Annotated in this window: 12 protein-coding genes; 6 read left to right on the top strand and 6 right to left on the bottom strand. The window is 69.7% G+C overall.

From position 1 onward, the window contains the following. A partial coding sequence (locus tag ACI3KY_RS18895) for a DNA gyrase C-terminal beta-propeller domain-containing protein (RefSeq protein WP_404931675.1) occupies window positions 1–843 on the top strand: 843 nt, incomplete at its 5' end. A gap of 37 nt (window positions 844–880) precedes the next feature. Here ACI3KY_RS18895 and ACI3KY_RS18890 read toward each other — a convergent pair. After that, window positions 881–2,962 (bottom strand): type IIA DNA topoisomerase subunit B, encoded by a 2,082-nt coding sequence (locus ACI3KY_RS18890; protein WP_404931674.1) that lies wholly within the window; start codon window positions 2,960–2,962, stop codon window positions 881–883. 168 nt (window positions 2,963–3,130) lie between these two features. Here ACI3KY_RS18890 and ACI3KY_RS18885 point away from each other — a divergent pair, with 168 nt between their 5' ends. After that, window positions 3,131–3,349 (top strand): hypothetical protein, encoded by a 219-nt coding sequence (locus tag ACI3KY_RS18885; RefSeq protein ID WP_194415370.1) that lies wholly within the window; start codon window positions 3,131–3,133, stop codon window positions 3,347–3,349. Between the two features lie 136 nt (window positions 3,350–3,485). On the opposite strand, the gene ACI3KY_RS18880 is transcribed toward ACI3KY_RS18885, so the two are convergent. Together ACI3KY_RS18880 and ACI3KY_RS18875 are read right to left on the bottom strand one after the other, a co-directional pair. Beyond that, the gene (locus tag ACI3KY_RS18880; protein WP_404931673.1) at window positions 3,486–4,532 is read right to left on the bottom strand and encodes an alanine racemase; all 1,047 of its coding nucleotides are present in this window, start codon (window positions 4,530–4,532) and stop codon (window positions 3,486–3,488) included. Continuing rightward, complete coding sequence (locus ACI3KY_RS18875; RefSeq protein ID WP_404931672.1) at window positions 4,529–5,257, bottom strand: alanine racemase C-terminal domain-containing protein; 729 nt, start codon at window positions 5,255–5,257, stop codon at window positions 4,529–4,531. The genes ACI3KY_RS18880 and ACI3KY_RS18875 overlap by 4 nt, the downstream gene beginning before the upstream one ends. 45 nt (window positions 5,258–5,302) lie before the next feature. On the opposite strand from ACI3KY_RS18875, the gene ACI3KY_RS18870 reads away from it, so the two are divergent. After that, window positions 5,303–6,325 carry a sugar-transfer associated ATP-grasp domain-containing protein gene (locus ACI3KY_RS18870; protein WP_404931671.1) on the top strand — a complete coding sequence of 341 codons (1,023 nt, stop codon included), beginning with the start codon at window positions 5,303–5,305 and terminating at the stop codon, window positions 6,323–6,325. Window positions 6,326–6,382: 57 nt separating this feature from the next. Here ACI3KY_RS18870 and ACI3KY_RS18865 read toward each other — a convergent pair whose 3' ends face one another. From ACI3KY_RS18865 to ACI3KY_RS18855, 3 genes are all read right to left on the bottom strand, one after another. After that, a complete protein-coding gene (locus tag ACI3KY_RS18865) occupies window positions 6,383–7,078 on the bottom strand; it encodes a coenzyme F420-0:L-glutamate ligase (protein ID WP_404931670.1) in 696 nt (231 codons plus the stop codon). Continuing rightward, window positions 7,075–8,418 (bottom strand): RNA polymerase sigma factor, encoded by a 1,344-nt coding sequence (locus ACI3KY_RS18860; RefSeq protein ID WP_404931669.1) that lies wholly within the window; start codon window positions 8,416–8,418, stop codon window positions 7,075–7,077. The genes ACI3KY_RS18865 and ACI3KY_RS18860 overlap by 4 nt, the downstream gene beginning before the upstream one ends. Window positions 8,419–8,666: 248 nt before the next feature. Then, the gene (locus ACI3KY_RS18855) at window positions 8,667–9,587 is read right to left on the bottom strand and encodes a proteasome assembly chaperone family protein (protein WP_404931668.1); all 921 of its coding nucleotides are present in this window, start codon (window positions 9,585–9,587) and stop codon (window positions 8,667–8,669) included. Window positions 9,588–9,673: 86 nt separating this feature from the next. Here ACI3KY_RS18855 and ACI3KY_RS18850 point away from each other — a divergent pair, with 86 nt between their 5' ends. The 3 genes from ACI3KY_RS18850 to ACI3KY_RS18840 all read left to right on the top strand — a co-directional run. Continuing rightward, window positions 9,674–11,161 (top strand): leucyl aminopeptidase, encoded by a 1,488-nt coding sequence (locus tag ACI3KY_RS18850; protein WP_404931667.1) that lies wholly within the window; start codon window positions 9,674–9,676, stop codon window positions 11,159–11,161. Continuing rightward, window positions 11,158–12,531 carry a dihydrolipoyl dehydrogenase gene (lpdA, locus tag ACI3KY_RS18845; protein ID WP_404931666.1) on the top strand — a complete coding sequence of 458 codons (1,374 nt, stop codon included), beginning with the start codon at window positions 11,158–11,160 and terminating at the stop codon, window positions 12,529–12,531. The genes ACI3KY_RS18850 and lpdA overlap by 4 nt, the downstream gene beginning before the upstream one ends. A gap of 62 nt (window positions 12,532–12,593) precedes the next feature. Beyond that, on the top strand, window positions 12,594–12,896 hold a 303-nt coding region (locus ACI3KY_RS18840), incomplete at its 3' end, for a biotin/lipoyl-containing protein (RefSeq protein ID WP_404931665.1).

The raw sequence follows: 12,896 nt of genomic DNA, 5'->3' as shown, positions 1-12,896 counted from the left end.
CCCGGTGGTGGCGTCGTCGCGCCGTCACGCCGCTCGAAGCACGACGCGATCCGCTCCTCGGTCGATGCGACGACCCGCGGCGACATCGGCGCCGTGACCAGTCTCGGCCGCCTGGTGCGCCTCTCCCCCGTCGACCTGCCGTCTGTCCCCGGCAACTCGGTGCAGCTGGGCGCCGGGACGCGCGCCGATCAGTACCTCGGACTCAGCGGCGGCGAGCACGTCGTCGCGCTTGTGCCGCTCACCGACTCCCCGCCGATCGCCGTCGGCACTGCGCAGGGCGTGGTCAAGCGCGTGGCAGCCAGCGAACTCGCCAACAAGCACGACATCGAGATCATCGCCCTCAAGGACGGTGACCGCGTCGTCGGCGCGGCTCCCGCCTCCGACGGCGCAGAGCTGGTGTTCGTGGCGAACGATGCCCAGCTCCTGCGCTTCGACGCGTCGTCGGTGCGGCCGCAGGGCCGCTCGGCCGGCGGCATGGCCGGCATCCGGCTGACGGACGGCGCCGAGGTCATCGCCTTCGATGTCGTGGGTCCGTCCGAGTTCGACGCCGTCGTGGTGACGATCGCGGGCTCGACGACGGCGCTCGCGGGCACCGACGCGGTCAGCGCGAAGGTCTCGCTCTTCAGCGAGTTCCCGGCCAAGGGACGCGCGACCGGTGGTGTGCGCGCCCACCGCTTCCTGCGGGGCGAGGATGCTCTCACGATCGCGTGGGTGGGCACCGACCCCCGCGCGATCGGCTCCGACGGAGCGGTGCGCGCGCTGCCGGCGGTCGGCGCCAAGCGCGACGCGTCCGGCACGCCGCTCGACGGCATCGTCGGCGCGGTGGGCACCGGCATCCGCTGAGCCGTCGGCCCGCTGCCGCGGGCGAGGGGGCGGCGGGTCAGGCGTCGATGCGCTCCCGCACCAGCCGGTCGCTGGAGTCGATGATGAACTCCTTGCGCGGAGCCACGTCGTTGCCCATGAGCAGTTCGAAGACGGATGCCGCAGCCTCGGCATCCTGCATCCGCACACGTCGCAGGGTGCGGCCGGCGCGGTCCATCGTCGTCGTCGCCAGCTGGTCGGCGTCCATCTCACCGAGGCCCTTGTAGCGCTGGACCGGCTCCTGCCAGCGCTTGCCCGCCTTGCCGAGCTTCGTGAGGAGGCCGTGGAGCTCCGCTTCGGAGTACGTGTAGATGGTGTCGTTCGGCTTGGTGCCGGGGTTCATCACGACCACGCGGTGCAGCGGCGGCACGGCGGCATAGACGCGGCCCTCGTCGATCAGCGGCCGCATGTAGCGGAAGAACAGGGTGAGCAGCAGGGTGCGGATGTGCGCCCCGTCGACGTCGGCGTCGCTCATCAGGATGATCTTGCCGTAGCGCGCGGCCTCGAGGTCGAACGACCGACCCGAGCCGGCGCCGATCACCTGGATGATCGCCGCGCACTCGGCGTTGGACAGCATGTCGCTGATCGACGCCTTCTGCACGTTGAGGATCTTGCCGCGGATGGGCAGCAGCGCCTGGAACTCGCTGTTGCGCGCGAGCTTGGCCGTGCCGAGCGCCGAATCGCCCTCGACGATGAACAGCTCGGACTCGCCCACGTCGTTCGACCGGCAGTCGGCGAGCTTCGCCGGCAGCGACGACGATTCCAGGGCGTTCTTACGACGCTGCGTCTCTTTGTGCGTGCGCGCCGAGATGCGCGCCTTCATCTCGGAGACGACCTTGTCGAGGAGGAGGGAGGTCTGCGCCTTGTCGTCGCGCTTGGTCGACGTGAAGCGCGCGTTGAGTTCGCGGATGATGACGTTCGACACGATCTGGCGCACGGCCGGAGTGCCGAGCACCTCTTTCGTCTGACCCTCGAACTGCGGCTCGGGCACGCGCACCGTGAGCACGGCGGTGAGTCCGGCGAGGATGTCGTCCTTCTCGATCTTGTCGTTGCCCACCTTGAGGCGTCGCGCGTTCTGCGCGACCTGATCGCGCAGCACCTTCATGAGGCCCTGCTCGAAGCCCTGCTGATGCGTGCCGCCCTTCGGCGTGGCGATGATGTTGACGAACGAGCGGGACACCGTCTCGTAGCCGGTTCCCCACCTGACGGCGACGTCGACGTGGCATTCGCGCTCGACCTCGGTCGGCACCATCGCGCCGGTCGGCTGCAGCACCGGCACGGTCTCGGTGAACGTGCCGCTCCCGGTGAGGCGCCACGTGTCGGTGATGCCCGCGTCGGGCGCGAGGAAGTCGGCGAACTCGGAGATGCCGCCGTCGAAGCGATAGCTCGTCTCGACAGGCTCGCCCGATTCGGTTCCGGGGCGTTCGTCACGGATCACGATCTCGAGGCCCGGGACGAGGAAGGCCGTCTGCCGCGCCCGCTGTTCGAGCTCCTGCAGGTTGAAGGCGGCGTCCTTGGTGAAGATCTGCGGGTCGGCCCAGTAGCGGATGCGCGTGCCCGTCACGCCCTTCGCCGCGCGGCCGGCGACCCGCAGCTCGCTGCGCTGCTCGAACGGCGTGAAGGTCGAGCTGGGGCTGCCGTTGGAGAACAGCCCGGGCTCGCCACGGTGGAACGACATCGCCCACGTCTTGCCGCCGCGGTCCACCTCGACGTCGAGACGCTCGGAGAGGGCGTTGACCACCGACGCCCCCACGCCGTGCAGGCCGCCGGAGGCCGCGTACGACCCGCCGCCGAACTTGCCGCCGGCGTGCAGCTTCGTGAAGACCACTTCGACGCCCGACAGCCCGGTGCGCGGTTCGATGTCGACGGGGATGCCGCGTGCGCGGTCACGCACCTCGACGCTGCCGTCGGCGTGCAGCACGATATCGATGCGGGTGCCGTGCCCGGCCAGCGCCTCGTCGACCGAGTTGTCGATGATCTCCCACAGGCAGTGCATGAGGCCACGCGAGTCGGTGGAGCCGATGTACATGCCCGGGCGCTTGCGGACCGCCTCGAGCCCTTCGAGCACCTGGAGATGATGGGCGGAATACTCGGCGGTCACAGTCTCCCATCGTAATCCGCGCGCCCGAGCGGACCGCGCAGACACGCTTCACGCCGACGAGCGCTACGCGCTCAGCGAAATGTCACCCGTTCGCGGCATTCTCGAAACGTCCCCGTGGTTGTATCTCATCACCGGCCGAGAGTTCTACATATACGAGGAGGCACCGAAATGACCACGCTATCGACACCCACAGAGCCCGGCGCCGTCCTCGAGTACCGCCTGACGGCGGTCGACCGCTGCGATTCGTGCGGCGCCCAGGCCTACATCGCCGCCGAGGTCAACGGCAGCGAACTGCTCTTCTGCGCCCACCACGGCCGCAAGTACGAAGAGAAGCTCCGCAGCATCGCGACGTCGTGGCACGACGAGACCGCGCGCCTGGCGGAATAAGACCTGCGAGGTCTGCCGCCCGCCGGCACCTGTGACGACCGCCCCGCGAGACGCCCGCCGTCTCGCGGGGCGTTCTGTGCAAGGCCCGTGGCTCTGTCTGTTCTCAGGTGCTGACGGCCCTCAGATCGGTGGAGCCTCAGTGGTACACCCTCGGGATCAGCGGTGACACCCGGAGGGCGATCTCTTCCCCGATCGTCCCGATGAGCTCGGCGAGATCCGTCGCGGAGCCTTCGCCGCGGGTGCCGGGCCCGAACAGCGTGACCGTGTCGCCCACGGCGGCATCCGGCCATCCCTCGACGAGCGAGTGGGACTCGCCCACGATCTCGAGCCGCCGCCCACCCGCGGGGGTGCCCACGCGCGCCCGGCCGCCGCGCAGCGACGTCGGCAGTCCCGCCAGCGCGCCGATGTCGACCTGTACGCCGTCGTGGTGCACCGCGACCACGTCCGCCTCGAGCCGGCCGATGGGCGCCAGCCCGAGTTCGCCGGCCGACGGACCACCGGTCGAGCGGATGCCGTAGCAGAACGCCCCGACGCGGACCATGTCGTAGCGGAACTCGGGCCGCGCGAACGACGCCGCGCTGGCGGCCAGGTGACGGACGGACGGGTGGATGCCGGCGGCCGCCGCCTCGTCGAGAGCCCACTCGAAGAGCGTCCGGGCGTCATCGTCCTCGGCGTCTGAGGCCTCGGCGATATGGCTCCAGATCCCGGCGACCTCGATCGATCCGGCGCTCTGCAGCTCGGCGGCTCGGGCGACGAACGCCGGCCACGCTTCGGGGCGCACGCCGTTGCGGTGCAGTCCGGTGTCGATCTTCAGATGCACACGCGGCGCGGCGGCGACGCCGGAAGCGGCGTCCGCAAGGTCCTCCAGAAGCTCGGCGTCGCCGATCCCCAGATCGAGGCGCGCCGCAAGGGCGGCGCGCAGGTCGTCTCGCGATGCGGCGATCCAGGTGAAGATGCGGACACCGTCGCCGGCAACGGCCCGGACGGCCGTTCCGGTCCGGGCGTCGAAGGCCCCGAACCACCGGACGCCGGCGTCCACGGCGGTGCGCACCACCGCCTCGAGTCCGTGGCCGTATGCGTCGTCCTTGACCACGAGCATGAGCTCGGCCGGCGCGACGGTCTCGCGCACGCGCGCGATGTTCGTGGTGAGGGCCGACAGATCGACGCGGAGCCGCGCGGTCATGGACCCTCCTCCCGGATCGCGCGCAGGCCGACCGTCGTGACGAGCTCGAACGCGTGCATGCCGGTCGCGTCGACCCACTCGGCCAGCGACGGCTCACCGGCCGCCGCGTCGCCGAGGAACAGGACGTCGTCGCCACGACGCACGACCGCGTTTCCGATCTCGACCACACACACGTCCATCGCGACGCGTCCGACGATCGGATGCCGCTCCCCTGCGATCGCGACATCGACGGCGCCGCCGAGGGCACGGACGATGCCCTGCGCATAGCCGCCGGTGACGAGCGCGACGCGCGTGTCCTGTTCGGCGCGATACGCGTACCCGTACGACACGCCCTCGCCCGCACGCAGCTGCTTCACCGACAGCACGGCGCCGCTCAGTCGCAGTGCGGGCGTGGCATCGGAACCGGGCATGCCCAGAAGCTGAGACGGCGTGAGCACCGGGCTTGCCGGCGCCGGCATCGCATGGTCCGCGGCTCCGCTGCCGTGCTCCGCCGGCGCGCCCTCGGCGCGCGCGATTCCCGCCTTAGTGAGGACGTCCTCCACGAGCGTCGCGCCGTGGCCCCAGGCATCCGCCTCGAGCACCGAGGAATCGAACGAACGGATGCCGCGGTCCCAGGCGATGCGCGCGTTGGCGGTGAGAGCGCCGCGCGAGATCCGGGCGACAGGGGTGCTGCGGGGCCCCGATCCTGGCACGGGCATGCCCTGCCCAGGGATCGAGGAACTCACGCCTCTAGACTATCGGGGTCCCCCGCACCCGACCCCGGAGCACGCATGCCTTCTCAGGGCCTCGCCCTCTCGAACCGTCTTCGCTACCTCGCCTGGCGGGTCCGTCGCATCGATGTCGGATCCGTCGTCGAGCGGGCGCGGGAGACCGCCCACGCGCACGGCAAGTGGACGCCGGCCGTGATGGTCGACATGCTGTGGTCGGCCGGGTTCCGCCAGGTCGGGTTCCAGGACTACGTCGACTACGACTTCGCCATCCTCAACCGTGCCGAGCGGGCCACCTACATGACCCACCCGGTGTCCAACGAGCTGTCGCAGAAGTACGACCAGCCCGCCTACCGTGGCCTGTTCCAGGACAAGGTCGAGTTCGACCGCACGTTCAGCACCTTCCTCCGCCGCGACTGGATGGTCGTCGAGGAGGGCAACGCCGACGCGGTGCGCGCCTTCACCGAGAAGCAGGGCACGATCGTCACGAAGGAGCCGGTCGGACAGGCGGGCACCGGCGTTCACCGCTATCACGCGGCCGACATCACGGACTGGGACGGGTTCCACCGCGGCCTGCTCGAACGCGGCGAACTGCTGATCGAGGAGGTGATCCGCCAGCACGCCGACCTCGCGGCGGTCTGCCCCGGCACGGTCAACACCACCCGCGTCACGGCGTTCTTCGACGGTGAGACGACGCACATCCTCGCCATGGCGCAGAAGTTCGGGCGCGGCGCGGTGAGCGATCAGATGACGTTCGGCGGCTTCTACACGATGCTGGACGAGAACGGCCACGCCGTCGGGCCCGGGTACGACTCGCACGGGCACGTGCATGTCACGCATCCCGACAGCGGCTTCGTGATCGCGGACTTCCAGCTGCCGATGATCGACCAGATCACGCAGTTCGTCGACCAGGTCGCGCGGGTCGTCCCGCAGATCCAGTACGTGGGGTGGGACATCGTCGTCACGCCCGAGGGCCCGGTGCTCGTCGAGGGCAACTGGGGCGCGGGTGTCTACGAGAACAAGCCCAGCGTCACCGGCATCCGCACCGGTCACAAGCCGCGCTACCGCGCCGCCATCGGGTTCTGACACGCATGAGGAAAGGCGCGGCATCCGGAAGATGCCGCGCCTTTCACATGGCTGCGATCAGACCGCGCGTACGATGCCGAGCGGCGTGGACTGGTGTCCCTGACCGAGCGGGTTGTCCTTGAGGATCGCGACGAGGCGCTTCTCCGCCGGCTTGTCGAGGGTCGAGCCCAGGATGTTGCCGCCGAGGTCGTTGATGTCGACCACTGCCACCTCGGGCACACCGCCGAGAAGAGCCTTGATGTGCTGAGCGACTTCGCGCGGACGCTCCGGGCCGAGGACGACCGCCTTGTTGTAGGGCGGGATGGTGCCCGACGTCGGACCGTCGATCGCTCGCGCCTTGTCGCCGGCGATGCGGTAGAAATCGCCCTTGCGGCCGAACAGCTTCGTCACGGCTGACACCGCAGCCGCGAACAGGATGCGGATCGGGCCGCACTCGCGCAGCGCCATCTCCATGGTCTCGGGCATGCCCAGGCCGATCCCGTACGGGGTGCGTGTGACGTACTTCGAGAGGAAGAACGCGAGCTTGCGGGGCTTGATGTCGTCCACGAGGTACGACCGGCCCTGCGTGATCGCGACGATCTTCTCCGTCACGAACAGCAGGTCGCCCGAGCGCACGACATCCGCCGCGTACTCGCGGATGAACCCATCGAGGTCGTCGCCCGGCATCACGACCCGCGTGCGGATCGGGATGCGGGCGAACGACGAGCCTTCGACCTGAACGGTGAGCGCCTTGCCGGCGTTCGCCTCGCTCACTCGAGGTAGTCCCGCAGGGACTGCGATCGCGACGGGTGGCGCAGCTTCGCCATCGTCTTCGACTCGATCTGGCGGATGCGCTCGCGGGTGACCCCGAACGTGTCGCCGATCTGGTCGAGCGTCTTCGGCTGCCCGTCGCCGAGGCCGAAGCGCATGCGGATGACGCCGGCCTCGCGCTCGGAGAGCGAGTCGAGGAGCGACTCGAGCTGACGCTGCAGCATCGTGAAGCCCACTGCGTCGGCCGGAACCACGGCCTCGGTGTCCTCGATGAGGTCACCGAACTCGCTGTCGCCGTCCTCGCCGAGGGGCGTGTGCAGCGAGATCGGCTCGCGGCCGTACTTCTGCACCTCGATGACCTTCTCGGGGGTCATGTCGAGCTCGCGGCTGAGCTCCTCGGGCGTGGGCTCGCGACCGAGGTCCTGCAGCATCTGCCGCTGCACGCGCGCGAGCTTGTTGATGACCTCGACCATGTGCACCGGGATGCGGATGGTGCGAGCCTGGTCGGCCATGGCGCGGGTGATGGCCTGACGGATCCACCACGTCGCATACGTCGAGAACTTGAAGCCCTTGGTGTAGTCGAACTTCTCGACGGCACGGATGAGGCCGAGGTTGCCCTCCTGGATGAGGTCCAGGAACTGCATGCCACGACCGGTGTAGCGCTTGGCGAGCGACACCACGAGACGCAGGTTCGCGCCCAGGAGGTGGCTCTTGGCGCGCTGACCGTCACGGGCGACCCACTGCAGGTCGAGTCCGAGCTGCGAGGTCTTCTCGGCGGCCGACATGTGCGACAGCTTCTCTTCGGCGAACAGTCCCGCCTCGATCCGCATCGCGAGCTCGACCTCTTCGGCCGCGTTCAGTAGCGGCACCTTGCCGATCTGCTTCAGGTAGTCCTTGACGGGGTCGGCGGTGGCGCCGGTGATCTGCGTCGAGTAGACCGGGACATCCTCGTCGTCGCTGGACGAGATGACGATCGCGCCGGTGGGAAGCGGCTCGGTGAACGCCGGCTTGGTGCTCTCCTCGTCCTCCTCCTCGTCCTCGGCAGCGGCGGCCTCATCGGTGGAGGCCTTCGCATCCTTGGCGGCCGGAGCCGCGTCGGTCGCGTCGTCCGCAGCGTCCACTTCGATGTCGTCGCCGGCCTCGAGCTCGACGTCGAGCTCCTCGACGTCGTCCTCGAAGTCGTCATCGGACTTCTTCGCGCGCTTCGACGCGGTCTTGGGGGCTGCCTTCGCCTTGGGGGCAGCCTTCGCCGCGGGAGCCTTCTTCGCAGCGGGAGTCTTCGTCTCGTCCGTCTCGGTGTCCTTCGCGGCCGAGCGAGCCTTGGTGTTCGTGCCTGGAGTCACGTTTCGCCTTTCACCGGTCGACGCACCCCTGCGCATCTCCGGTCGGTTTCGGACACTAGTAAGACCCTTGTCAAGTCCAGATCTTCGGCCGGAAGCCGGACGAAGATGGTTGACAACGGGTCAGAGCGTCTAGTATCTCATACTTGCCGTGCGCCGCCAGCATCGCCCCGCGTGGGTCGGCGCACCTCCATCGCAGAGAACAACGCTCCGGTGCCGCCGGTCATTCCAACGGCGCGCCGAATACGGGCTCAGGAACCGCGCTTATCGTCCTCGGCGGGGCGGGTCGCGAGGAATCGCTCCAGCTCCGCAGCCAGCTCGTCGGCGCTCGGCAGATCGCCGGTGTGGATGATCGGGGTCGCCAGGGTCGAACCCGCCATGTATGCGTCGTAGCGCTCTTCGAGCCCCTGCACCATACGAGCGAGCTCGTCGCTTCCCTCGATCTGCTCCGTGACCTTCTCGAGGTACTCCCGATTCTCGTCCCGCAGATCGTCGCCCGCGAAGACGAGGCCCGTCGCGACGGTCAGGCTGTCCAGCGCAGCCAGCGCGGCGGCCGGGTACTCGGTGTCTCCCAGGTAGTGCGGGATGAGCAGGACGAAGCCGGCGACGCGCACGCCGGCGGCGGCGAGCCGGTACTCCAGCAGGTGACCCGCCGTCGCAGGGACCTCCGTATGCGGTTGCCAGACCGAGTGCGCCTCGGTGAGCTCGGAGCGGGTGCCGCTGACCGTCGTGCCGATGGGCCGGGTGTGCGGGACCGGCATCGGGATGGCGTGCACCCAGGTCACCGTCGAGACGCCGTAGCTCTCGGCGAAGTCGACGACCGCTCGGGCGAAGGCGTCCCATGCGAAGTCGGGCTCGTAGCCCGCCAGCAGCAGGAACGGCTGACCGAGGGCATCATGGGCGAACGACAGCTCCAGCCGCGGCGGCCGGTAGTCGGTGAGGTGATCCTTCTCGAACGCCACGATCGGGCGGCGCGCGCGGTAATCCAAGAGCGTGTCGTTGGAGAAGACCGCGAGCGGCGAGGGCGACAGGTCGTCGCGGAAGTAGTCGATCGTGCGGCTCACGGCGCTGCCGGCATCGGTGAACCCGGTGAGGGCGATCACGAGCGGCAGTCCGCGCGGGACGGGCGGCGCGGAAGCCGCACGCTCGAACAGCGGGCCGGGAAAAGGCATGCTCCCATGCTACGAGCCGCCCTGACGTGGTCGGGTCGCGACCGTCGTGCTCAGAGCGAACAGTCGGCGTCCCTAGGATGGAGACCATGTCGTTTCCCGACCTGGAGTACCGCACCTCCCCCGTCCGAGAGTCCGACGCCGACCTTCTCCTCGTCGCACTCCCGCCGCTCGAGGCAGAGGATTCCCCCGATCTGTCGGACTGGCCGGGCCTGCGCGACGCGCTCCTGGCGGTGGGCTTCACCGGCGCAGCCGGCGCATGGGTGCGGCTGTACGCGCCGGAGGCGACACGACTGCCGCTGGCCGTCGTGGGAACGGGGACGGATCCGGATGCCGCGGCCCTGCGCGACGCGGTCGGCGCGGCGATCCGCGCCCTGACCGGGTTCGCGACGGTCGCCGTCGCCGCACCGTACGCCGACCCCGCGCTGTGGACCGCGGCCGCCGAAGGCGCGGCCCTCGGCGGCTACCGATTCGACGGCTACAAGACCGAGTCGCCCAAGCCCCGGGCCGGGCGTGTCGTCGTCCACGGCACTGCCGAGCCCGACGACGCCGCCCTCAAGCTCATCGTCGAGACCGCGGCATCCGTCGCCCTCGTGAAGGACCTCGTCAACATCCCGGCCGAGTGGCTCGGGCCCGCCGATGTCGCGCAGCGCGCGGCCGAGTCCGTGTCGGGGCTGCCGGTGAGCGTCGAGATCCTCGACGAGGAGGCGCTGCGCGAGCAGGGCTTCGGCGGCATCCTGGGCGTCGGCCAGGGATCGGATCGCCCGCCGCGCCTCGTGCGTCTGGAGTACGCGCCGGACGGCGCGACCCGCCACGTCGCCCTCGTCGGCAAGGGGATCACCTTCGACACCGGAGGCCTGTCGCTCAAGCCCGCCGCGTCGATGGTCGGGATGAAATACGACATGGCGGGGGCGGCGACCGTCCTCGCGGTGCTCAGGGCCGCGGCATCCGTCGCAGCACCCGTCAAGGTGACGGCGTGGCTCTGCCTCGCCGACAACATGCCGTCCGGCCGCGCCACACGTCCGGGTGACGTGCTGCGGCTGCTCGACGGAACGACGGTCGAGGTGCTGAACACCGATGCCGAGGGGCGTCTCGTGCTCGCCGACGGCATCGTCGCGGCCAGCCGGGAGCACCCCGACGTGATCGTCGACGTCGCAACGCTCACCGGCGCGATCCTGATCGCCCTCGGCACGCGGCACACCGGCGTGATGGGCGACGACGAGGCTGTGGCGGCTTACCTGGCCGCCGCCGCCGAGGCCGGCGAGCCCGCGTGGCAGCTGCCTCTCCCCGGCCACATGGTCGAGGAGCTCGACTCCCCGATCGCCGACCTGCAGAACGCCAAGATCGGCGATCCCGCGGGCGGCTCGCTCTTCGCAGGCCTGTTCCTGCGTCACTTCGTCGGCCGCACGGGCGACGAGGAAGATGCGCCCCGCATCCCGTGGGTCCATCTCGACATCGCCGGCAGCGGCACCCACAAGGGCGCGCCGTACGGCTTCACCGACAAGGGACCGACTGCCGCGAGCGTGCGCAGCCTGATCCGCTTCGTCCTGGCTGACCTCGATGAGGAGGCACGATGACCGACCACTCCTTCGGTCTCGTCGTTCTGGGCGGTGGCAGCGGCGGCTACGCCGCTGCGCTGCGCGCGGCAGAACTCGGCAAGAGCGTCGCGCTCGTCGAGAAGGACAAAGTGGGCGGCACCTGCCTGCACCGCGGCTGCATCCCGACCAAGGCGCTGCTGCACGCGGCGGAGGTGGCCGATCTGACACGGGATGCCTCGGCCGTCGGGATCCGCGCGACGCTCGACGGGATCGACCCCGCGGGTGTCCGTGCCTATCGGGAAGGCATCGTCGCGAAGAAGTACAAGGGCCTCGAAGGTCTCGTGAAGGCGCGCGGGATCACCGTCGTCACGGGTGAAGGCCGGCTCGAAGCAGGTCCCGCCGTCCGCGTCGGAGACGACCTCTACCGCGGCACCGACGTCGTGCTCGCGACCGGGTCGTACAGTCGCACGCTTCCGGGGCTCGAGATCGGCGGTCGCATCCTCACCAGCGAGCACGCGCTCGAGCTCGACGAGATCCCCCGCAGCGTCGTGATCCTCGGCGGCGGCGTCATCGGCGTCGAGTTCGCGAGCGTCTGGCGCTCGTTCGGCGCCGACGTCACGATCGTCGAGGCGCTCGACCACCTCGTGCCGAACGAGGACGTCGCGCTCAGCAAAGGCTTGGAACGCGCGTTCCGCCGGCGCGGCATCCAATACTCCCTCGGCGTGCGCTTCCAGAGCGCGACGCAGACGGCGGATGCGGTCACCGTGACGCTCGAGGACGGCAAGACCTTCACCGCGGACCACCTCCTGGTCGCCGTCGGTCGCGGTCCTGCGACAGCCGGCCTCGGGTACGAGGAAGCCGGCGTGACCATCGACCGCGGATTCGTGATCACCGACGAGCGCCTCCGCACCGGCGTCGACCATGTCTGGGCCGTCGGCGACATCGTGCCCGGGCTGCAGCTCGCGCACCGGGGATTCCAGCAGGGCATCTTCGTCGCGGAGGAGATCGCCGGCCTCTCTCCCGTCATGATCCCGGATGCGCAGATCCCCAAGGTCACCTACAGCCACCCCGAAGTCGCGTCGGTCGGCCTCACCGAAGCGCAGGCGGCATCAGCGCACGGCGCCGACGGGATCGTCGCCTACGAGTACAACCTCGCGGGCAACGGCAAGAGCGAGATCCTCGGCACGAGCGGCATCGTCAAGGTCGTCCGCGAGAAGGACGGGCCGGTGCTCGGCATCCACCTGATCGGCGATCGCGTGGGAGAGCTCATCAGCGAAGGACAGCTCGTCGTGGGGTGGGAAGCCCATCCGGAAGACATCGCACCGTTCATCCACGCTCACCCGACGCAGTCCGAAGCACTCGGCGAGGCCTTCCTCGCTCTCGCGGGCAAGCCGCTGCACGCGCTCTGACCCTCGCGCTCGCCCCTCATCACTAAGCTAGATCCGATATTTCTTCAGAAGGAGACATCCTCATGAGCACATCCGTGGTCCTCCCCGCTCTCGGCGAGAGCGTGACCGAGGGAACGGTCACCCGCTGGCTCAAGAACGTCGGCGACACGGTCCAGGCGGACGAGGGCCTGCTCGAGATCTCCACGGACAAGGTGGACACCGAGATCCCGTCGCCGGTCAGCGGCGTCATCGAGGAGATCCTGGTCCACGAGGACGAGACCGTCGAGGTCGGCGCCGTGCTGGCGAAGATCGGCGATGGTTCCGGAGCCCCCGACGCCGATGGCGCGCCGCAGGCCGCTGCCGCAGACGCCTCGGCCACCGAGGCC

The sequence above is a fragment of the Microbacterium sp. ZW T2_14 genome (assembly GCF_044987405.1).
Taxonomy (GTDB): domain Bacteria; phylum Actinomycetota; class Actinomycetes; order Actinomycetales; family Microbacteriaceae; genus Microbacterium.
This window is presented reverse-complemented; position numbering and strand designations above follow the sequence as displayed.

Excerpts from the sequence above, each read along its gene's own strand:
- ACI3KY_RS18885 (WP_194415370.1), top strand. The coding sequence starts at position 3,131 with ATGACCACGCTATCGACACCCACAGAGCCCGGCGCCGTCCTCGAGTAC.
- ACI3KY_RS18880 (WP_404931673.1), bottom strand. The coding sequence starts at position 4,532 with ATGACCGCGCGGCTCCGCGTCGATCTGTCGGCCCTCACCACGAACATC.
- ACI3KY_RS18870 (WP_404931671.1), top strand. The coding sequence starts at position 5,303 with ATGCCTTCTCAGGGCCTCGCCCTCTCGAACCGTCTTCGCTACCTCGCC.
- ACI3KY_RS18855 (WP_404931668.1), bottom strand. The coding sequence starts at position 9,587 with ATGCCTTTTCCCGGCCCGCTGTTCGAGCGTGCGGCTTCCGCGCCGCCC.
- ACI3KY_RS18850 (WP_404931667.1), top strand. The coding sequence starts at position 9,674 with ATGTCGTTTCCCGACCTGGAGTACCGCACCTCCCCCGTCCGAGAGTCC.
- lpdA (WP_404931666.1), top strand. The coding sequence starts at position 11,158 with ATGACCGACCACTCCTTCGGTCTCGTCGTTCTGGGCGGTGGCAGCGGC.